Source organism: Staphylococcus sp. NAM3COL9, from assembly GCF_001431205.1.
GTDB lineage: Bacteria > Bacillota > Bacilli > Staphylococcales > Staphylococcaceae > Staphylococcus.
The window spans coordinates 163918-186521 of record NZ_LGPC01000016.1 but is presented as its reverse complement, the minus strand read 5'-3'; the positions used below and the strand labels follow the sequence as shown (position 1 = coordinate 186521).

Genomic DNA, 22604 nt, shown 5'->3' with positions numbered 1-22604 from the left:
CAGTTTTCATCCTTGTTCCTTTTTATTTATTGTGCAATTGTGAGGGTGAAAGGGACGTCGTGTGCCCATTTTTGAGTTGGTGGTTCATCCGTTATGACTTCTGTAATATCACTGAGTTTTGCAAAGGAAAGTGTAGAAGAAATATCGAATTTACTTTTATCAATAAGTGCAATTACATTTTCACTTTCTCTAACCATTTGTTTTTTTAATTGAACTTCAGGTAGTGAGAAGTCTGTTAATCCATTATCAAGTGTAAAGCCATTTGCGGATAAAAAGAAATAATCAATATGATACATCTCTAATATTTGTGAATCTATATTACCAGTAATAGCATTTGAGTCCTGCGAAACAAATCCTCCGACTACTAGAACAGTTAAATGAGGGTTCTCTTTTAAAAGTACTGCATTTTCTAAACCATTTGTAATAATTGTAAGTTCCATTGTAGTTTCTGCTAACAATTTTGCTAATTCATATATTGTAGAGCTTGCATCAATCATAATGCACTGTTGAGGCTCAATTTTTTTTAATGCATATTTACTAATCTTATATTTTTCACTATGCTTTTGTGTCAGACGATAAGAAAAGTTTAATTTAGAAGTCATATTTTCAGTTACTTTTGCACCACCATGTGTTCGAGTGACTTTGTTTTCACTTTCTAAACGTCTAAGATCACTCCTAACGGTGGCTTCTGTCACACTTAAATAATCCGAAAGCTGTTTAACAGTCGCACGCTTATGGGATTTTATATAAGTGTATATATGCTCTCTTCGTTCATCCGCGTACATTTTCATATGAATCATATCCCCTTTCGTATCATAAACTATTTTAACATAAATCGTACACAAGCGAATAAAAACAGGCTAAAACGAAAATAAATGAAAAAATATTTGAAAGAAACGAAAATATATATTAGAATTGTAGTTGTAAATGAAAACGCTTTCTAATAAGTGGAGGAGCTGTTAATAATGAGAAAGAAAAATTATCCGGAAAAAATGAATGCTGTAGTTGCTTATTCACCTGGAGAATATAAATATGAAACTGTAGAAACACCAACAATTGATAATCCTAAGGAAATTATCGTTAAAGTAGAAGCTTGTGGAATTTGTGCAGGTGACATTAAAGCATATGATGGAGCGCCTAGTTTTTGGGGTGATGAGACACAGCCGTCATATATCAAAGCGCCTATGATACCCGGACATGAGTTTATTGCACGCATTGTAGAAAAAGGTGATGAAGTCACAGATTTTAAAATTGGTGATCGCGTAATTTCTGAACAAATTGTACCTTGTTGGGATTGTAGATTTTGTAATCACGGAGAGTATTGGATGTGTGAAAAACATGATTTATATGGTTTCCAAAACAATGTAAACGGCGGTATGGCAGAATATATGAAATTTACGAAAGAAGCAATTAATTATAAAGTGCCAGAAGATATGCCAATTGAAAAAGCAATTTTAATAGAACCTTATGCATGTAGTTTACACGCTGTACAACGTGCGAATGTTAAACTCGGTGATTTTGTAGTGTTATCTGGTGCGGGTACTTTAGGTTTAGGCATGGTGGGTGCTGCTAAAAAATCAGGTGCTGAAACGTTAGTAGTGCTAGATATGAAAGACGACCGTTTAGAGTTAGCGAAAAAATTCGGCGCTGATATTGTTATGAATCCATCTAAAGTAGATGTCGTCAAAGAAATTAAAGCACTGACTGAAGGGTATGGTTGTGATACTTACATCGAAGCAACAGGTCATCCTAAATCAGTAGAGCAAGGTTTGAGTGCAATCAGAAAATTAGGCCGTTTTGTAGAATTTTCTGTATTTGCAGATCCCGTTACAGTGGATTGGAGTATTATATCAGATCGTAAAGAATTAGATTTGATGGGTAGTCATTTAGGACCTTATTGTTACCCACTTGTTATCGATGGCATAGCAAAAGGAGATTTCCCAACAGACGGTGTTGTGACGCATCAATTAGCACTTAAAGATTTTGAGGAAGGTTTTGAACTAATGAAAAAAGGTGATCAATCATTAAAAATCGTTCTGGTACCTTAAACAGCTAATTACAAATACAGAACATCGTAAAAAGGAGAGAATTGAAATGAAAAAGATGATTAATAATCCTGATAATGTCATTGAAGAGTTAATGACAGGTTATGTGATTGCTTATCCTGACTATATTAGACGTTCAAAACTTCATCAAAGGGCGTTAATTGGAAAGAAACGTGATAATAAGCGAAAAGTAAGTGTATTAATAGGTGGTGGTTCAGGACATGAACCAGCCTTTCTGGGATATGTAGGGAAAGGCATGGCAGATGGTGTCGCTGTTGGTAATATATTTGCTTCTCCATCTCCTATTCCAATACAAGCTGTAACTAAAGAAATAAGTGAAGGTCACGGGGTGCTATACATTTATGGTAATTACGCGGGCGATTTGATGAACTTTGAAATGGCTAGTGAAATGACTGAAATTGAAGACGACATCAAAACCGCAGTAGTCATAGGTAATGATGATGTTGCCTCTTCAAAAGATATTGATGATCGTAGAGGGATAGCTGGAGAGTTTCTAGTGTATAAAGCGGCAGGCGCAGCAGCTGATTTTGGTTATGACTTAGAAGAGGTAAGACGTATTGCCCAATTAGCTAATGATAATACACGTTCAATGGGCATTGGTTTAAGTCCGTGCTATTTACCTCAAACTGGAAAACCGAGTTTTGATTTAGAAGCGAATGAGATGGAAATTGGTTTAGGACATCATGGTGAGCCAGGTATTGAAAAAACAACAATACGTACAGCAAAAGAAACAGTCCATGTGATTATGCAAAATATTTTAAAAGAAGGATTATACAACGCTGACGATGAAGTCGTTGTATTGGTTAATGGCTTAGGTGCAACCTCTCAAATGGAACTATACATCATCAATAAAGAAGTAGATGAAATTTTAAAAGAACAAAACATTAAAACATATAAATCTTATGTAGGTAATTTTATAACTTCAATGGAAATGGGTGGATTTTCGGTGACTTTAATAAAATTAGATGACACTTTGAAATCTTGTATGGATCATCCTGTAGATTGCCCAAACTTTAAAGAAGTGTAGGAGGAAGTAATTATGGTGTTGACGAGTCAATCATTTAAAGCATATATCTTAGCATTAACAACCTTATTTGAAGAACAACAAGATGAACTTTGTGAATTGGATAGGAAAATCGGAGACGGTGACCATGGTGTAACGATGAATATTGGTTATCAAGCCGTAAAAAAAACGATAAATAATGAATTACAAACACAAGACGATATCGCAAAGATTAGCGTTGCAGTGGGTAAAAGTTTTTTAGATGCAGTCGGTTCTTCAGTTGGTCCACTCTATGCTTCTGGTTATCTTAAAGCGGCCGTTGCTGTAAAGAACAAAACTGAACTAGATGATGTAGCATTATATCAATTTTGGATTGCTTTTAGTAAAGGTATTAAAGATAGAGGTAAAGCTGAAATTGGAGATAAGACAATGATAGATACGCTTGAACCATTTTATAAATCTTTAGAAAACGCACTAGATGAAGATGAACCGTTTGGGGATGCTTTTAATAAATCACTGGTTAAAGCGAAGTCAGGAATGGATAGCACGAAAGAGATTATTTCGAATAAAGGTCGTTCTAAAAGACTCGGTTATCGTGCCCAAGGACATGTTGACCCAGGCGCGACATCTTCGTATCTCATGTTAGAAACTTTTAAATCATTTATTTAATTACTGTAGCTCAATCTATAAGGAGGAATTAGAATGAAAATAGCAATTGGTGCAGACCATATTGGTTATGAATTAAAAGAAGCGGTTAAAACTCACGTTGAACAATTAGGACATGAGGTAGAAGATTTTGGTTGTCATCAATGTGCAGAAACTGACTATCCAGATGTAGCTGCTGAAGTAGGTAAAAGTATTCAACAAGGACAAAATGAAAGAGGCATCTTAATTTGTGGTACAGGTATTGGCGTAGCAATCACCGCTAATAAACTCAAAGGCATTCGTGCAGCACTTGCACATGATTATTACTCTGCAGAGCGTGCACAATTAAGTAATAACGCACAAATTTTGACAATGGGTGCTCAAATTGTTGGGATAGAAGTCGCTAAAAAGAACGTTGAAGCTTATCTCAACGTAGCTTGGGAAGGCGGTTCACAGCGTAAAGTCGATAAAATAGACCAAGTTGAGCATAATGAAAATAACTAAAATATAATTTGCAATCAATTCATATATTAAAAGAGCTCATTCCTAATCAAAACAATTTGGGGACGAGCTCTTTATTGTTTAGAGAGGGGAGGAGTCATATTTATTTTGTGAAAATAAAATCATCATATATTAAAAGAAGGCATTATACAAATAAATAATATGAAATAAATTGATTGCAAGTATATAACATGAATTAAAATATTGTAAATGATATGTCTGAAAAATGACAATTAATAATTAATATTGTGAATACGCTTTGAATTTAATATGATGAGAAGTACAAGACATAATTAGGGGGATTTGTCGTGCAACTATCTATAAGATTTCCTAAAGCGACGATGTCTATATTTTTCATCACTATAATCATAGTGTTTATGGCATTAACGCAACAAGTGTCAGCACATGCCACACTTGAAAAAGCAACGCCAAAGGCAAACAGCGTTGTAGATGAACAACCTAGAGAAATTGAACTACAATTTAATGAACCGGTACACGCACAATATTCGAGTGTGCAGATTTTTGATGATACTGGAAGTGAAATCGCTGAAGTGAAACCGAGTACTACGGGTTCTTCGCAGACATTATCATTTCCTTTGGATGAGTTAGAAAAAGGAACGCATAATATAAAATGGCAAACAATGTCAGCAGATGGTCACGAGATAAGTGATACGTTTGAATTTTCAATTGGTAAAGAAACGGCTAATGGAATTGACACTACACCGCCATTTTATGAAAAAGCAAATTTTTGGTTTGGTGCATTACGCTTTATAACTGAAGGGTTCATTATTACATTATCTGGTCTATTTTTAGTAAATCAATTGGCAAGTAGAAAAGGATTATTAACGTTTAAAACTGATCGATATTTTAAACCTATTATATGGATGCTTATGATGCTTTCAGTAATGACTGCTTTAGTTTATATGATGACACTTTCTTCAGATGTTGTTTCTGATGTATTATCATTGCAAACAGCAGCATTAACACAAGTGCCATTTGTCTTAACGATGGTGGCAATTATAGTATTGTTAGGGTTATTTACATTGAAACATATGGCACAGAGTTGGTATGTATTAATCACAATTATAATGCTAATCACATTGAGTATGTCTGGACACGCATGGTCTCAAAGCGTGCCAATTTGGTCAATTTTAATTAGAACCGTACATATAGGTGGCATGTCACTTTGGTTAGGTGCATTGATTTATTTACTCTTTGTCATACATGCGAAAGCGTATCAAAACAGTCAGTCTATCAGAGCATTGTTATTGAAATTAAATACGACTGCAGTAGCACTCATTATCATTTCTGGTGTATTGATGTCTATAGACCAAACAAATATATTAGCTATTTGGACTAATATACAAACATGGAGTGCCTTGCTCATCGTTAAAGTGGTATTAACGCTCATCATGATGACGCTAGGATTTTATCAAACAACACGTGCGTTAGGAAAACAACACCGTGCGAATAAAGTAACATTGTATATTGAATTAAGTATGGGACTCATATTGATATTAGTTGGAGTGATTATGAGTCAAATTAATATTCCAGGATAAAGGGAGATAAAAATTATGTTTAAACAAATTATGGTGGCAATAGTCGCGTGTATCATTGCAGTGGGCTTTTCTAAAAGTGCAGACGCTCATGTAACGTTAAATCCAGATACGAGCGAACCAGGCTCATATGAAAAGTATGATGTCAGAATTCCAGTCGAAAAAGATGCAAATACGACTAAAGTTGAATTAAAAGTACCGAAAGAACTTACAGTAGTTGGTATAGAACCTAATGATCAATTTGCTCATAAATTAACTAAAGATGATGATGGTAATATTATAAAAATTACTTGGACAGCAAAAGGTAAGGGTATTGGTCCAAATGAATTCATTGATTTACCAATCCAAGTCGCTAACCCTGAAAAAGAAGGAGAATTTAAATGGGATGCTTATCAAACCTACGATGATGGCGACACTGTTAAATGGACAGGCGATGAAGATGCAGAAAAACCTGCGCCTATTACTAAAGTAACTAAAGGCAACGAAGATACTGCTGGAAGTAGTCAATCTAGTAATGGTTCAATAGCGTTATGGATTGTATCTATTGTAGCAATCATTTTATCGTTAGTAGCAATCTTTAAAAAGACAGCAAAATAAAATAAGTAAAAAGACAAGTCATCTTAAAAATATGACTTGTCTTTTTACTGAGTAAGTTTGGTGAATTGTCACTGTAATTTTCAAAAAAATATCCTATAATAGCTATAAGGAGGAGTCTCGATGCGCAGAATTTTGTATGCTTTTTTAATCTATACAATATTAGGTTTACTAAGTGGGTTTTATTATCGTGAATTAACGTTAGTGTATGATTTTACCGGCGAAACACAACTTGTAGTTGTTCACACACATACGCTGATATTAGGTATGTTTATGCATCTTATTTTATTACCTGTAACAAAAGTCTTTAACTTAAGTAGTTATTATCTATTTAATTGGTTCTACATTATATTTAACTTGGGTGTATTAACAACTATAGGAATGATGTTTACTAAAGGGACATATCAAGTCATAGGTAAAACAGTACCAGAATCATTTGCAGGATTTGCTGGTCTTGGGCATACAATTTTAACAGCAGGATTTATTTTATTATTCTTCTTGTTAAAAAGTGCAATTATCCAAGATCCTAAAGAGGAAAAATGAACGGCCATGCTTTATTAAAGTATAATCATAAGTTTGAAAAACCTAGCTATCAACAGTTGAATAGTTAGGTTTTTATTTTTTGATGAAGTGTTTCGTTAGTAAGATATTGGTTGAAAATGTCCGTATAGTTATTTCAATTTAAGTATACAAATAAATGTAAAATGAATTGAGAATAACAGGTTTTTCATTGATAATCGTTATCATTTCAAGCATAATAGGTCTAAGAGAAGATAGATTTTGGGAGGATTCATTATGGATGACGTTATAATTATTGGTGGTGGGCCAGCAGGATTGTACGCGAGTTTCTATGCGGGTTTACGAGGTATGAGTGTTAGAATAATTGATATACAAGATAAACTTGGTGGAAAAATGCATGTTTATCCTGAAAAAATTATATGGGACATTGGCGGTTTAGCGCCTAAACCATGTGCCGAAGTAATTAAAGATACGGTTGCACAAGGTTTACATTTTAATCCTGAAGTGAATTTGGAAGAACGTGTCATAGACATTAGAAAAATTGCTGAACAACATTTTGAAATTGAAACGGATAAGCATAATATTTATGATGCTAAGTCTGTCATTATTGCAATTGGTGGTGGTATTATAAATCCTAAGCAATTAGATATCAAAGATGCTGAACGCTATAAACTAACGAATTTGAACTATGTAGTACAATCATTGAAAAAATTTAAAGATAAAAACGTATTGATTTCAGGCGCTGGGAATTCTGCGTTAGATTGGGCAAATGATTTAAGTGGTTATGCCAAAAGTATCACACTTATATATCGAAAGGCAGATATTAAAGGCTATGAGGCAATGAAAGGTGTGTTGGATAAATTAGAAGTTGAAAAGTTATCTAACACGCATATTCATCAACTTATAGGTGATTCTACGCAAACCAAAATTGAGCAGGTTATTTTAGAAAATACAGAAACGAAAGAACAAATTGCAAAAATATTTGATGAAGTGATTATAAGTCATGGCTTTGATCATGAAAGCACGTTACTAGAAGAATCTTCAACTCAAGTTGATATGTTTAACGAATATAGTATTAAAGGTTTTGGCAATACATCTACAAGTATTGAAGGGCTATATGCATGTGGTGATGTTATTTATCATGAGGCAAAAGCACATCTGATTGCTAGTGCATTTAGTGATGCTGCTAATGCCGCAAACCTAGCTAAATTATATGTCGAGCCTGAAGCCTCGCCTGAGGGTTATGTATCTAGTCACAATGATGTGTTTAAAGAATCCAATAAAGTGGTTATGAAAAAATATCTATAAAACAAAAGTAAGCTAAGAGGCTATGTGATATGGTAAATGTTACATAGTCTTTTTTTAGGAGTTGTTCGTAAATGATAGAAATAAAGCATAAAGCAGCAACAGTCTCAGAGTATCGAAATTTACGTAAAATAGCAGGATTGAGTGAGAAATCACAAAAAGCAGCAGAAAAAGGTTTAGCTAATGCTTGTTTTGATGTAACAATTTATGATGATCAAGTGCTTATTGGTATGGGAAGAGTGATCGGTGATGGTGGCACAGCGTTTCAAATTATTGATATAGCTGTTAATCCTAATTACCAAGGTCAAGGTTATGGTAAGGTGATTATGATCCATATTATGGCGTACATTTCTGCTGAAGCTGAACAAGGTACCTATGTCAGTTTAATTGCTGATTATCCAGCAGATCAGTTATACGCGCAATATGGTTTTATAATGACAGAACCGCATTCGGCAGGGATGTATCGAAAATATTAAAATATAATAAAATTTGCTCAGCTAATAAACTAAAAAACCAATTGCTATAAAAGCATTTGGTTTTTTTATAGGTGATTTCTTTAAGATGATGTTTGTGCTTTAATTTGGTTATTTAATTCTTACTCGGAAATGAAAGGCATCTTTTTCACTAAATTTAATATATTCATTTATTTGGCTTTAATATGATGAATAATTACATTATTTTTGTTTGGAAAACTGTAGTGATTTGGGCCGACTCCTGTCGTGAAAATACTAGCTTAAGACTACAGGTTGAAGATGTGATTACGGAAAGCGTACAAAAAAACTGCCAACAAATTCGTATGATTTTGTCGACAGATATGAGATGACACAAATGTGTCAGCGTATATTTTATATAATGAAATTATTTTGTTTCATTAATATTTGCATCGCTTGCATTTGTTCTAGAACGTAATTCAGCTTCGATTTCTTCTAAGCTACGTCCGCGAGTTTCTGGTAGGTATTTAATAACAAAAATCAAGGCTACAATACCAATAGCTGCGAATATTAAGAATACTTGTTCTACTGGTAATACGTCAGTTAAGAGTGGGAAGAATTGTGCAACTAATAAACTACCAATTGACAATACTAATGCTGCCATACCCGTTGCTGCACCACGTGCGCGCATTGGGAATAATTCTGGTAACATAACCCATAGTACAGGACCCCAAGTGAAACCAAAGAATATAATGAAAAGAGTTAAACAAGCAACAATAATCCAAGCTGATGATTGAATTCCTATTGACCATATTAAGATAGCCATGATTAATAATGAAGCAACCATACCGATATTACCGATAATTAATAGGCGTTTACGATCGATTTTATCAATAATATTAATAGCAACAATTGTAACTATCACGTTCACTGCACCGATACCCACTGTACCTAAAATAGAAGTGGCATTTCCTAATCCAGCTTTACTGAAAATAGTAGGTGCATAATAAATGATTGCATTAATACCTATGATTTGTTGCAGTAAGGCAAACACACAACCAATTAACAGTGTAGGTCTTAACCAAGCTGATTTTAGAACATTCCAAGTACTGTCAGAAATATTATTGATTTCTTTCATATCAGCAATTTCTTTATCTATTTCACTGTGTTTAAACGTTAATTTCATTACGTCTCGAGCAGCTTTTTCGCTTCGATGTTCAAGTAACCATCTTGGACTTTCAGGCATAAATGCTACACCGATAAGCAAGATGAGAGAAGGTACAATCGCAAGACCTAACATCCATCTCCAACCTTCAATTGGTGTGAAAGCATAGTTGATTAAATATGATGATAAAATACCAATTGTAATCATTAATTGATTTAATGAACTTAATGACCCACGTTGTTCTGTTGGTGCCATTTCAGATAAGTATACTGGAACAATTGCGGTAGAACCACCAACGGCTAATCCGATAACTAGACGACCGATTACTAAGACTTGCATTGATGGTGCTAATGCTAGTATTAATGCCCCAACAATATAAATGATCGCGATGATAAACACAACACGTCTACGTCCAAGTCTGTCTGACATTGGTCCACTTGCTCCCGAACCAACAATTGCCCCAACGAGCATAGATGAAACAACTAAACCTTCTGTAAAACTATTTAAAGGAATATCATCTTTTATAAATAATAAGGCACCAGATATGACTCCCATGTCATAACCGTAGAGTAAACCACCTAAGGCACCAAGGAAAAAGATGAGTTTTTTATTTATTTTCATTCCCAAACCCTCCTGATTTAATTCGATAGATATAAGTATACGCTTTCATATATTGGTTGTAAATGTTAAATTATAAGTTTTTTATTAATTCATATGTGTTTATATCAAACGGAACCTTTTCTATGTACGAATATAAATTCATTAATATTTAAAATATAAAAAATCCTACTTCAAAATATAAATTGAAGTAGGATAGGAAGAAATCATTATTTTACTATGCTTCGAAATCGATAACGATACGGCCAGAATTATTATGTTCAAGTACTTTTTTAATACTATCTTCTATATTGCTAAATTTGATTACTTGTTTAATTTCATGTAATTGATCTGGTTTTAAATCTCTAGCTAATCGACGCCAGATATGTTTACGTTGTCTCATTTCAGTATAAACTGAATCAATGCCAATAATACTTGTACCTCTTAATATGAAAGGAAATACTGAACTGTCAAATGTATGACCACCAGTCATACCGATTACTGCGATACTTCCATTGTAATCTATTTGTTTGATAACCTGAGATAAACTTTCGCCACCTACAGGATCAATCGCTCCTTGCCAAGTACGTTTGCCAAGAAGTTTATTATCAGTTTCGTTAATACGAGGTATAACTTCTTTTGCACCGAGTGATTTAAGTTTTTCTTCAACACCCGATTTACCTGTACTCGCTACAACATCAAAACCAATAGAATCTAACATCATAACAGCAAGTGTTCCAACGCCACCTGTAGCACCACGTACAAGTACGTCATCTTTTTCAACTGAAAGGCCGTTACGCTCTAATTTCTCTATTGCTAACCCTGCTGTATAACCAGCTGTTCCGTATATCATAGCCTCTTCCAGTGTTAAATCTTTAGGTAATGGCACAATCCATTCTTCTTTGACACGAGCATATTCACTAAATCCACCAAAATGACTACTGCCTAAATCGTAACCAGTAACGATTACTTCTTCGCCAGATTCGAATGCATGCGTATCAGAATGTTCTATTACACCTGCTAAATCAATACCTGGAACCATTGGATAAGAATTAACAACTTTTGAATTTTCAACTGTTGCTAATGCATCTTTATAATTGATACCTGAGTACTTAACCTTAATTAACACTTCACCTGCTGGAAGGTCATCTATAGTTATATCTTTAAATTGATTTGTTACTTTGCCGTCTTGTTCATCGACCACAAAAGCTTTAAATGATTCAGTCATTGCCTTAGGGCACTCCCTTATGTATATATTTATGCACAATTTAAAAACTAGAATCAACTTTATCACGTAATTGCAAATTACACAATAAGCCTAGGCATAAGGTTTTTTAAGTAAGCGCTTTAAAGTAAAAAACTTTTGTTTTTTGTTGAAAGTAAAGTGATATTGTAAATATACCCTTTGAAAGTAATGAAATTATAATTAATTTTTTATAGTAAAATTATCCACGAATTAGTATAATAAATTACAAATATTAATAGAGATAGAGGTGGAAATCATGACCCACTGTATTGAGCGTGTAGAACAATCAGAGGTTAAAATATTGAGAGATTTGTGCATGACAACATTTAGAGCAACTTTTGAGGAAGGCGAATATTCTGATGAAGATTTTAACCGTTATTTTAATGAAGCTTATGCTGTGGAGCAACTGGAAGAAGAATTAGTAAATAAAAATTCATTCACTTACTTTTATAAAGAAGATAATAAAATAATTGGTTATTTTAAATTGAATGTACATGATGCCCAAACGGAGATTATGGGTGATGATTATCTTGAACTACAACGCATTTATTTTTTACCTCAAGCACAAGGTAGTGGTAAAGGTAAAAATGTCTTTGATTTTGCAGTAACAAAAGCTAAAAAACTTAATAAATCAAAGCTTTGGTTAGGTGTATGGGAGCATAATGCTCAAGCTTATCGATTTTATCTAAAACAAGGGCTTACAGTGACTGGAGAACATCAATTTTATACAGGTTCTATTATAGATACGGATTTAATTATGGAGAAAGACTTATAAATATGGATAAGAATGTGAATTAAAGTTTTCAATTGTTTAGTTCTCATTAAATTTATATTTTATTTCGAAAGAATTTTGACAAAAGATGTTTATTTTTTAATTTATAGTGAATAACATACTAATTCTCATCTAACTGATTGGGCAAATTAATACATATGGCTAAATCATTAAGTTACGAGTATTAAAACATAAGGAGGTTTTTCTGTATGAAAAAATTATTAGCAGGGGTTCTGACACTATCTTTAGCTTTAGCTGCTTGTTCAAATGGTGGCGATGACGAAAGTAATAAAAAAGGCGATAGTTCAGACGACAAAAAATCTAGCGAAGACAAATCAAAAGATTCTAAGAATGATGACAAGAAGAGCAATGATAGCTCTGACAAAGATTCAGATAAAGGTTCAGACAAAGGTTCAGACAAAGATTCAGACAGTAAATCTGGTGACAGTAAATCAAGCGATGATGATAGTTCTGATAGCAATAGTTCATCAAGCGACAGCGGAAATGCGTCAGACAGTGATGGTTCAAATTCAAATGATAGTAATAGCGCTAATGGATCTAATAGTAGCGATAGTGCTAATAGTTCAAGTGATGCAAATTCTAATAGCAATGCAGCTAACAGTGGTAGTAATGCTAATGGTTCTGCAGATAGCGCAAATGCAAATAGCGCAAATGATAATGCGAATTCTAACAGTGATGCATCAAATAATGCGAATGCAAACAATGCGAATAATAGTACAGCAAACTCAGGAACATCAGAATATGTACCACCGTACCAAGGGCAAAATACAGTTCCAGTTTCACAAAATATTACGTCAGGACCTGTTGATAATCAGGCCGCATTACAGAATTTACCCAACTTCCAAAACTCATTAGATAATGCAACAACAGAAGTTAACTCAATCAATGGTCAATCTAATCCATATAATGATTATGCTATTGAAGGTAGTCAAGGTAATTATAGTTATATCTTTAGTTTCCAAAATCAAGCTGAACCAGGATCATACACAATTGCTACAGTAGATCAGCAAGGAACTGTAAGAGTTGTAGACCCAGCTTATTATCAATAATCTATTAAAGTAGTAATCATACACACAATAACAAGGCTAGGGGATCTCATTACTGTAATGAGATCCCCTAGCCTTGTTAAATTTTAAAGGTATTTCTATGTTAATTATATGTTTTATTACACTTTTTAATAATATGAGACAGGGTTTCAAAAGCATGATTATCTTTATTGATAAAAGGATTAGAATGAATCTCTGTCATTTGATGACTAATTAAATCATTTAACAAAGCCTTAGCATCACTATATCTAACAGTAGCTAATGAATGCATAACTTCATCGTAGACGCCACGTTCAGCAATGTATTTAGCGTGATTTGGTGTATACTGACAAACCGTTTTATTAATTGTTAATGCATCAAAAATAATAGAAGAATAGTCTGTGAGTACAATGTCTGAAACTAATAATAAATCTTGAACTTCTATATGTGACGGCGCAAGAATTGCATTTTCTGGAATATAAGAAGATTGATCTTCAATATGTCCTTTAAATACAACATTATATTTATTGAGTAATCCATCACTAATAGGTAATAAATCTGAATCATCGTGGTGAGATTTCCATGTTGGCGCATAAAGTAAAGTTTCTTTTTCAGGGTCTAACTTTAACTCTCGTTTAATAAAAGAAATATAGTGGTGATCAGTTTGTTTATCTAGCAAATATCTGATTCTAGGATAACCACAGTTTAAAATATGGGTTTGCTGTTGCGGAAAAGCAGATTTGAAATATTCAATAATGGATTCACTATCGCACACAAAATAATCTTGCTGTAACCACTTATTATATTTACGAGCTCGGTAATTGTAAATATTTAGATTTTGTGACGGTTCATTACTATCTAAAAACAGTTTTTTTATGGGTGTACCATGCCAAAGTTGAATAATAGTTCCATTGGGTTTTAGTGTGTCAGGAATGTTGCTTTCTAATATCACTACACATGCGCTTTCTATAAGTTCTTTTGTTTTTGGATCTTTTGGCTTGATAAAGTTTGGACCATTAACATCATCGGTTATAAAATATATTGGTAATTTTGAAAAATGTTTTGCAAAGTGATTGAACAAATAACGAGAATTACCTCTAAAACCATAATCAAAGCCTAAAAATACAATATGATTTTTAACTTTTGACGGGTTTTTTTCATATATGTAGCTTTTCTCTCGATGCTTTTTAACCGATTGACTTTGCACCATATTGAAAAGCCAATGGGGCATTTTGAAACCTGTAGAATTTAACCATTTATCAGTAAAACGCATTTGTTCAGGCGCTAATGTTTCATTCGTTTTAAATGGAAGTCCGTGTTTGTGTTCATATGCTAATTTATTTAAATTGAACTTTGTCGTGTTCAACGGTGTCAGTTTGTGTATATCATTCCATATCTTATCACTTGTAGTGAAAGACTGACTGAAATCAAAAGTGACATGACCGTCAGTAACAACATCATCTTGCAATAGTGATATTAAAGCTAAATCAAATATATTTTGTATATCAAATTCATCTATAATACGCTGGGTTGTTTCTATATGGAAAACGATGTTTGGATAGTGATTAATATTTTCTATCCAGTCATTAAATGTAATCTCTAATTTACCAAAATAACGACAATCATTTATATATTGTTGGTTAACAGTATAGTCAGATACGATCGTGCAAGGTTTTAAATTAACTGCCTTAATCATATTTTGGTGTATTTTTATACTATTGTTAATTACAACAAAATGTGTATAATTTTCTAGTGTTGCTTTTTTTAGTTGAGTTTCTAAATGTTGCCACTCAGCTAATTCAATTTGTTTTATCATTAATATACCTCTACTTAATCATTATTGTTACTATTTTACCATGGAGTGCACTTGAGATAAATGAATCTCTTGTAGAGCAATTTTTAAAATTTTAAACTTCGTGTTACGATAGAAAAATTAACGACAGTTTTAAAAAGTATATTGTATTTGATATAGAAAATGTTATAATTGAATTGTGAAAAAAATCACAATTATAATATATCATAATTTAAATTAAAAATAGAAAGAAGTAGTGAAGCAAATGTTTGTAGAAACTTTTAACCCCTTTAACAATGTTTTAGTTTCATCTATCATTGCAGCGATTCCTATTATTTTATTCTTGTTATGCTTAACTGTATTTAGAATGAAAGGAATATATGCGGCAATTACCACTGTAGTCGTTACATTAATCATTGCAATATTGTGTTTTAAACTACCAGTAAGTATTGCTTCTGGTGCAGTTGTCGAAGGATTTTTCCAAGGTATCATACCTATTGGTTATATTGTTATCATGGCAGTATTATTATATAAAGTCACAACTGAAACAGGGCAGTTCCAAACTATCCAAGATAGTATATCTAGTATCTCACAAGACCAACGTATCCAATTATTACTTATTGGGTTTGCGTTTAATGGATTCTTAGAAGGTGCTGCAGGTTTTGGCGTGCCAATTGCAATATGTGCACTTTTACTTACTCAACTTGGTTTCGCTCCATTACAAGCAGCGATGTTATGCTTAATTGCAAATGCTACGGCAGGGGCGTTTGGTGCGATTGGTTTACCTATCACTGTAATTAATACTTTAGGGTTACCAGGAGATATTACAGGTATGGCAGTATCACAAATGTCTACGCTAACTTTATTTATTATGAATATGGCTGTACCGTTTCTATTAATATGGATTATTGATGGTTTCAAGGGTATTAAAGAAACATTACCAGCCATCTTAATTGTAAGTATTACTTATACAGTGTTACAGGCTGTAATTACATTATTTATTGGACCTGAATTAGCAGATATCATTCCGCCATTAGGTGCAATGTTAGCATTAGCTTTATTTTCTAAAAAATTCCAACCAAAACATATCTTTAGAATTAATAAAGAAGAAAAACCACAAGAAATTGAGCAACATCAAGCGAAAGCAATTGTTTATGCATGGAGTCCGTTCTTTATTTTAACGGTATTTGTAATGGTATGGAGTGCACCAAGTTTTAAAGCACTCTTTGAGCCAGGTGGCGCATTAGAAGCGTTCGTCTTTAACATCACATTGCCGGGTACTTACAGTGAGATAGCAAATAAAGCAATTAGTCTTCCTTTAAACATAATTGGTCAAACAGGCACAGCCATTCTTTTAGTAATAATTATTACTATTTTAATGTCTAAACATGTTGGTTTTTCTGACGGTGGTCGACTATTTAAACTGTCATTTAAAGAACTTTGGTTACCAATCATCACAATTTGCTTTATCTTAGTTATTTCAAAACTTATGACGTATGCTGGATTAAGTAATGTGATTGGTGAAGGTATTGCTAAAACAGGTGCTATATTCCCATTACTATCTCCAGTTTTAGGTTGGATAGGAGTCTTCTTAACTGGGTCAGTGACAAATAATAATACGCTATTTGCACCGATTCAAGCAGCAGTTGCAAATAATATAGGAGCAAGTGGTGCGTTACTCGTTTCTGCCAATACTGTTGGTGGTGTTGCAGCGAAACTTATATCTCCACAATCTATTGCAATTGCTACTGCATCTGTTCAACAAGTTGGTAAAGAATCTCAACTGTTGAAAATGACATTACGCTATAGTATTGCGATGCTTGTATTCATATGTATTTGGACATTTATCTTGAATTTCTTTATATAGAAATAAATAATGAAAACGACGATATATTATTTGGCTGTCGACAGAGTCTATGACTTTGTTGGCAGTTTTTTTGTATACTGTTCATAGACAGATTTAACTAATATATCATTCTCTCTTCCTTATGGCACTGCCTCAGTCTGTATTCTTCAGCTTGTGCTATTCTACTGGACGGAGCCAAATCACTGTCGATACTTAGGTTAAAAAAAACAAATCAAACGTCATAATTAACGTTTGATTTGTTTACGTTTTGGATAAAGAACTATGGTGTGTGTGAATTAAGCATATTTGAAAACTGTTGATAAATAGCTTCAGGCGCATAAGTAGCGACGGTCTTGAAACCATTTTCTATAAGGACGTGTTCTTTGAATTCTTGATTGATTAGTCTACGCAGTTTATTCGACAATTCAGTCACATTCGTATGATCTATTAAATAACCATTCACGTTATTTTTAATAATAGAATCAGGACCAGCATTTCCACTAAAGCTTACTACAATATTACTTTGATTCATGGCTTCTAAGATAACCATGCCGAAACCTTCGTTACGTGAAGGAACGACTGTAATTTCACTAATTGCTAATTTTTCGTTTAATTGTTGCGTTGAGCCTTGTAGTAAAACAATATCTGATAAATTATAATGATCAATAAGGTGTTGTAGCGCTTCTCTTTCCTGGCCCTCTCCGAAAATGTGTACTTTATAGCCAAATTTTCTGACGATATATTGAATAGGATTAATACTATCGATGAGTAAGTCGAACCCTTTTTCATATTCTAAACGGCCAGCTGCAGTAATTATTTTTTCTTTTATTGTATTAAGTCTAGGTTCGTCTAAAATATTTGGAACAACATAAACAGGTGTTTGAATATATGATTGATATTTAATTTTATCTACATGAGTAAGTGTAGTCACTTTATCTAAAGAAGTATATGCATCAATGATTTCTTGTTGAAATACTTCAGGATGGGCTTCAAAGTTCATGTGCTCCATGCCAATGGTTTCAATGTTGTTTTGTGCATATTTTGCAATCAATATATTAAAACTGGCTCTAGTTCCGATTAGAACGTCTGTATCAATTTTACGGATGGATTTAATCATCTTTTTCTCTATATAACGTGAAAATTGATTTAAACCCGGTTCGTTTTTTGAAAGTACTTTAGGTTTAGAAATTGAAGTGTATTTATTGATACGGTTAAAAAATAAATCTTTAAAATTTTTAGGATGTAACTGATAATCGATCAAAGGCTTTACTACTATAGAATCATGGAGTTCGAAATAAGGTTTTATATCAGCTTTAAATATAGAAATAATTTCGACTTTATGACCTTTTTTAGCTAGTGTATTAGCTAATTGTGAAATAGACTTTACAGTGCCTCCCATGGCATAGATATTATGCATGAAAAAAGTGATTGATTTCATCCGAGAACCTCCAAATGTTTCTTAACTTAAATTAAAATTCATTATATCATGAATTGTATGATGTTTTTTTATGATTAGTACCAAACTTATTTAAGTATTTTAAAAAGCGTATTAACGTCTTTTTAGTAGGTATAATAGAGCGTTTAATCAACAGTTTGGTTAACACATATTAACAAAATTTGTGTAGAATTACTGAAAGCCCTTTTTTCATAGGGCAATTACGTATATAATTAGAGATGTATAAAGATATATTTCGTTATTTTTACATTTTAATCAATAATAACGGCAGGTTTTTTTATTTTTCAGTTATAGAAAACGCTTCATCTCATTTTCTAAAAGGATAAAGATAACGTTTCTATAAACATATATAAAGGGGGACTGTGTTTGTTATGAGCACAAAACATAGCAAAACAGATGTCATCTTAATCGGTGGCGGTATCATGAGCGCAACATTAGGCACTATATTAAAAGAACTCGCACCAGAGAAAGAGATTAAGATGTATGAAAGGTTATCCACACCGGCAGAAGAAAGTTCTAATGGTTGGAACAATGCAGGAACCGGTCACTCTGCATTATGTGAGTTGAATTATACAAAAGAAAATAAAGATGGTTCAATAGATATAAATAAGGCTGTAAAAATTAATGAACAATACCAAGTTACCAAACAATTTTGGAATTACTTAGTTAAACAAGGTCAACTTACACAACCTGAGGCGTTTATTAAGCCTGTACCTCACATGAGTTTTGTACAAGGTGTACGTAACGTAGATTTTTTAAAAAGACGTGTGGACAGATTAAACAAAAACATTCTATTCAGTAATATGGAAATTACTGATAATAAAGATAAAATAGCTGACTGGGCACCACTGATGATGGAAGGTCGTACATCTCAGGTACCAGTGGCAATGAGTTATGATAAAACTGGCACGGATGTTAATTTCGGTGAACTAACTAAAAAGTTATTTAAAAACTTAGAAGAAAAGCAAGTTGAATTGAATTATGAACATGAAGTTCAAGATCTGAAACAACGTAAAGACGGTGTTTGGGAGATGAAAGTTAAAGATTTACAAACGGACAACGTGACATTTGTTGAAAGTGACTTCGTGTTCATCGGCGCTGGTGGGGCAAGTTTACAATTGCTACAAAAAACAGGCATTAAAGAATCTAAACATGTTGGTGGATTCCCTGTAAGTGGCTTGTTCTTAGTATGTAAAGATGAATCTATCACAACGCAACATCTTGCTAAAGTATATGGAAAAGCTTCAGTAGGAGCGCCACCTATGTCAGTGCCACACTTAGATACACGTTATATAGATGGCAAACGTACAATATTATTTGGTCCATTTGCTGGATTTTCACCTAAATTCATGAAAACTGGTTCAAATATGGATTTAATTAAGTCTGTGAAACCAAACAACTTAATTACAATGCTGTCTGCGGGAATTAAAGAAATGAGTTTAACAAAATATTTAATTTCACAACTTACGCTTTCCAATGAAGAGCGTATGGAAGACTTACGTCAATTTGTTCCTAATGCTAAGAGTGAAGATTGGGAAATTGTTGTAGCTGGTCAACGTGTGCAAGTTATAAAAGATACAGAAAATGGCAAAGGGACATTACAATTTGGTACAGAAGTTATAACTTCTGAAGATGGTTCATTGTCCGCATTGTTAGGTGCATCGCCTGGTGCTTCTACAGCAGTAGATATTATGCTCGATATGCTTAAACGCTGCTATGGCGAGGAATTTAAACAATGGGAAGATAAAGTAAAAACAATGGTGCCGTCATATGGCATGAAACTATCAGATAATGAAGCACTTTATACGAAATTGAATAAAGAAATCACGAAAAATTTAAAAATAAATTAGTATTGCTTTAGCAATGATCTGATAATAAACAATGAAAATAAGCGCACGGTTAATCTAGTATCATACTAGACTAACCGTGCGCTTTTATTTTAACTTTTGCTAATTTCGATAGAGAATGTAGTGCCCACATTCTTTTCACTTACTATGGATATCATACCACCATGTAGTTCAAAAATAGCCTTAGCAATTGCAAGGCCTAAGCCATTACTATTGTCATGATTACTTGCTTTATAAAATCGTTCGAACAAACGGGATTGAGTTTCTTCAGTCATACCCTGGCCATCGTCTGTAATCGTACACTTAATAGAATCTAAATCTTGTTTAAGCATAATGTCTATCGTGCCACCTTGAATTGAATATTTAATGGCATTTGTAATGAGATTTTGGAATGCTTGATGTAATAAGCGTTCATTACCAACCATTTCAATATTTGCTAAATCTGACATGATAATTAAATCTTTTTCATTGGCAGAGAATTGTTCATGACGAATAATTTGTTTTAAAAGTTGATTAAGTTCAATGTGATCCTTAAATTCAAGATGTGCACCATTATCAATTTCTGATAATAATAAAAGTTCTTTGGTTAATTCACTTAGTTGTGTAGTGATTTGGTAAATATCATCAATATAGCGCTCTCGCTCTTGATTGTTCTTAGCAAATTTGAGTTGATCAAGTAAATGATGAACATGTGTCAACGGTGTTTTGATTTCATGCGAAACGTTCTGAACAAAATGTTGTCTCATATCATCTAATTGCTTTAATGAAAGTCGCATCTTATCAAATCGATATTGTAACGTGCCTAATTCATCTTTACGTGTAATCTTAATTGCTGTATCAAAATCACCTTGCACAAGACGTTCTGTCGCGTTTTTCAATTGTTGAATTGGTTTGATTAATGTATAAGTTGAAGAAATAACTAGGATGATAGAGATAATGAGTAATAACGATATTAATATCGCTAAGAATATTCTAAATTCACTAAATGTTTTACCGATATCAGGTCTCATGAAGACGGCATAGTGTTGATTTTTGGATTCAAAAGCAATACCTACTGTGTTTTGAGTAGTGTTTTCAAAAAAACCAGTAATAATAGGCGTGTAAGGTAAATTTTTAATACCATGATAATCTTTACCATTTAATACACTTTGAACATCTTGATATGCTATATTATCTTTTCTGAAAGCTTCACCATAGTATGTTCTTTTTCCGTTTTCTGAAATAGTCATAACTTGGTAGTTCATTTCACCTAAATGTTTGAAAAATGATGGATGACTATCAATTTTTGATTCTTTTTGATATTCCATCGAATCTTTTAAAGTACGCATGATTTTTGCATCATTATTTTCTTTTAAAAAATTATGATAAATAATATTTGTACATAAAAAACTAACTACTGCACTGAAGAGCATAACAACAATAGTATACACTGCAATACGTGTATAGAGTGATTTAAACATGATCATCCACCTTATAGCCCAATCCACGCACTGTATGAATCGTTACTGATGCTTCCAATTTTTCAAGCCTTTTTCTAAGGCGTTTAATGTGAACATCGACAGTGCGTTCATCACCTTCATAATCAAATCCCCATATTTTTTCTATTAAATCATCACGGTTAAAAACTTGTCTTGGATGAGAAGCAAGGATAAATAGTAGTTGGAATTCTTTATTAGGTAAATTCATCGTTTTAGAAGCTGTTTGTAGTTCTAAATACGCTTGATTAAGCGTCAGGTTGCCAATAGCAATTTCATTATTAGCATTAATATTATAGCGTTTAAGCACAGCTTTAATTCTGAAAATAAGTTCTTTCACTTCAAAAGGTTTCGTGACATAGTCATCAGTGCCTGTTAAATAAGCTTGCTCTTTATCACTTAAAGCATCACGCGCAGTTAACATGATGACCGGCATATTGTAATCTTCTTTTAAAATCTTACAGAGCTCAAAACCGCTCATGCCACCCATCATAATATCTACAATAGCAATGTCTACTAGATTTGATTCTAGATAGGACAATGCATCTTCAGCGCTAGGTCGTGTAATTGTTTCTAATCCTTCACGACTAATATAATTAGAAACATACTCTAATATTTTTTGGTCATCATCGACAATTAGACAAGTTGTCATGGGCAATGTCTCCTTCTTCATTTTAATGTCATTATAAACGTTACTAAATGACTTAACAAATAACAAAAGTTTTTAAAAATGAACATAAGT

The 22604-nt window shown here is 33.1% G+C and carries 20 protein-coding genes; 13 read left to right on the top strand and 7 right to left on the bottom strand.

Annotation, left to right across the window (positions count from 1 at the left end; translation table 11 throughout):
* Positions 1 to 26 precede the first annotated feature (26 nt).
* A complete protein-coding gene (locus ACA31_RS10590; protein ID WP_057513287.1) occupies positions 27 to 791 on the bottom strand; it encodes a DeoR/GlpR family DNA-binding transcription regulator in 765 nt (254 codons plus the stop codon).
* A gap of 174 nt (positions 792 to 965) precedes the next feature.
* On the opposite strand from ACA31_RS10590, the gene ACA31_RS10585 reads away from it, so the two are divergent.
* From ACA31_RS10585 to ACA31_RS10545, 9 genes are all read left to right on the top strand, one after another.
* A complete protein-coding gene (locus ACA31_RS10585) occupies positions 966 to 2048 on the top strand; it encodes an MDR/zinc-dependent alcohol dehydrogenase-like family protein (RefSeq protein ID WP_057513286.1) in 1083 nt (360 codons plus the stop codon).
* 46 nt (positions 2049 to 2094) lie between these two features.
* Positions 2095 to 3093, top strand: coding sequence for a dihydroxyacetone kinase subunit DhaK (locus tag ACA31_RS10580; protein WP_057513285.1), 999 nt, complete (start codon positions 2095 to 2097; stop codon positions 3091 to 3093).
* Positions 3094 to 3105: 12 nt separating this feature from the next.
* Positions 3106 to 3738, top strand: a complete 633-nt coding sequence (gene dhaL / locus ACA31_RS10575) for a dihydroxyacetone kinase subunit DhaL (protein WP_057513284.1) — start codon at positions 3106 to 3108, stop codon at positions 3736 to 3738.
* Between the two features lie 33 nt (positions 3739 to 3771).
* Positions 3772 to 4218: a ribose 5-phosphate isomerase B gene (gene rpiB / locus ACA31_RS10570; protein ID WP_057513283.1), complete on the top strand. Its 447-nt coding sequence runs from the start codon at positions 3772 to 3774 to the stop codon at positions 4216 to 4218.
* A gap of 305 nt (positions 4219 to 4523) precedes the next feature.
* A complete protein-coding gene (locus ACA31_RS10565) occupies positions 4524 to 5774 on the top strand; it encodes a copper resistance CopC/CopD family protein (RefSeq protein ID WP_082587071.1) in 1251 nt (416 codons plus the stop codon).
* A gap of 15 nt (positions 5775 to 5789) precedes the next feature.
* Positions 5790 to 6368, top strand: a complete 579-nt coding sequence (locus tag ACA31_RS10560; protein WP_057513282.1) for a YcnI family copper-binding membrane protein — start codon at positions 5790 to 5792, stop codon at positions 6366 to 6368.
* 120 nt (positions 6369 to 6488) lie between these two features.
* Positions 6489 to 6908: a DUF2871 domain-containing protein gene (locus tag ACA31_RS10555; RefSeq protein WP_057513281.1), complete on the top strand. Its 420-nt coding sequence runs from the start codon at positions 6489 to 6491 to the stop codon at positions 6906 to 6908.
* Between the two features lie 252 nt (positions 6909 to 7160).
* On the top strand, positions 7161 to 8192 hold the full coding sequence (locus ACA31_RS10550) for an NAD(P)/FAD-dependent oxidoreductase (protein WP_057513280.1): 1032 nt from the start codon (positions 7161 to 7163) through the stop codon (positions 8190 to 8192).
* A 71-nt stretch (positions 8193 to 8263) separates the two neighbouring features.
* The gene (locus tag ACA31_RS10545; protein ID WP_057513279.1) at positions 8264 to 8665 is read left to right on the top strand and encodes a GNAT family N-acetyltransferase; all 402 of its coding nucleotides are present in this window, start codon (positions 8264 to 8266) and stop codon (positions 8663 to 8665) included.
* Between the two features lie 382 nt (positions 8666 to 9047).
* Here the strand turns inward: ACA31_RS10545 and ACA31_RS10540 are convergent, their stop codons facing one another.
* Together ACA31_RS10540 and ACA31_RS10535 are read right to left on the bottom strand one after the other, a co-directional pair.
* On the bottom strand, positions 9048 to 10406 hold the full coding sequence (locus ACA31_RS10540) for a sugar porter family MFS transporter (RefSeq protein ID WP_057513278.1): 1359 nt from the start codon (positions 10404 to 10406) through the stop codon (positions 9048 to 9050).
* 214 nt (positions 10407 to 10620) lie between these two features.
* Positions 10621 to 11610: an acrylyl-CoA reductase family protein gene (locus ACA31_RS10535; RefSeq protein WP_057513277.1), complete on the bottom strand. Its 990-nt coding sequence runs from the start codon at positions 11608 to 11610 to the stop codon at positions 10621 to 10623.
* A gap of 274 nt (positions 11611 to 11884) precedes the next feature.
* Between ACA31_RS10535 and ACA31_RS10530 the strand changes: the two genes are divergently transcribed.
* The gene (locus ACA31_RS10530; protein ID WP_057513276.1) at positions 11885 to 12403 is read left to right on the top strand and encodes a GNAT family N-acetyltransferase; all 519 of its coding nucleotides are present in this window, start codon (positions 11885 to 11887) and stop codon (positions 12401 to 12403) included.
* 206 nt (positions 12404 to 12609) lie between these two features.
* Complete coding sequence (locus ACA31_RS10525; protein WP_057513275.1) at positions 12610 to 13470, top strand: hypothetical protein; 861 nt, start codon at positions 12610 to 12612, stop codon at positions 13468 to 13470.
* Between the two features lie 100 nt (positions 13471 to 13570).
* On the opposite strand, the gene ACA31_RS10520 is transcribed toward ACA31_RS10525, so the two are convergent.
* Positions 13571 to 15262: a CDP-glycerol glycerophosphotransferase family protein gene (locus tag ACA31_RS10520; protein WP_057513274.1), complete on the bottom strand. Its 1692-nt coding sequence runs from the start codon at positions 15260 to 15262 to the stop codon at positions 13571 to 13573.
* 241 nt (positions 15263 to 15503) lie between these two features.
* Between ACA31_RS10520 and ACA31_RS10515 the strand changes: the two genes are divergently transcribed.
* The gene (locus ACA31_RS10515; protein ID WP_057513273.1) at positions 15504 to 17105 is read left to right on the top strand and encodes an L-lactate permease; all 1602 of its coding nucleotides are present in this window, start codon (positions 15504 to 15506) and stop codon (positions 17103 to 17105) included.
* A 259-nt stretch (positions 17106 to 17364) separates the two neighbouring features.
* On the opposite strand, the gene ACA31_RS10510 is transcribed toward ACA31_RS10515, so the two are convergent.
* Positions 17365 to 18522, bottom strand: a complete 1158-nt coding sequence (locus ACA31_RS10510) for a glycosyltransferase family 4 protein (RefSeq protein WP_057513272.1) — start codon at positions 18520 to 18522, stop codon at positions 17365 to 17367.
* A gap of 389 nt (positions 18523 to 18911) precedes the next feature.
* On the opposite strand from ACA31_RS10510, the gene mqo reads away from it, so the two are divergent.
* A complete protein-coding gene (gene mqo, locus ACA31_RS10505; RefSeq protein WP_057513271.1) occupies positions 18912 to 20390 on the top strand; it encodes a malate dehydrogenase (quinone) in 1479 nt (492 codons plus the stop codon).
* An 89-nt stretch (positions 20391 to 20479) separates the two neighbouring features.
* On the opposite strand, the gene ACA31_RS10500 is transcribed toward mqo, so the two are convergent.
* Positions 20480 to 21847, bottom strand: coding sequence for a sensor histidine kinase (locus ACA31_RS10500; RefSeq protein WP_057513270.1), 1368 nt, complete (start codon positions 21845 to 21847; stop codon positions 20480 to 20482).
* Positions 21840 to 22514 carry a response regulator transcription factor gene (locus ACA31_RS10495; RefSeq protein ID WP_057513269.1) on the bottom strand — a complete coding sequence of 225 codons (675 nt, stop codon included), beginning with the start codon at positions 22512 to 22514 and terminating at the stop codon, positions 21840 to 21842. Before ACA31_RS10495 ends, ACA31_RS10500 begins: the two co-directional genes overlap by 8 nt.
* Positions 22515 to 22604: the final 90 nt, after the last annotated feature.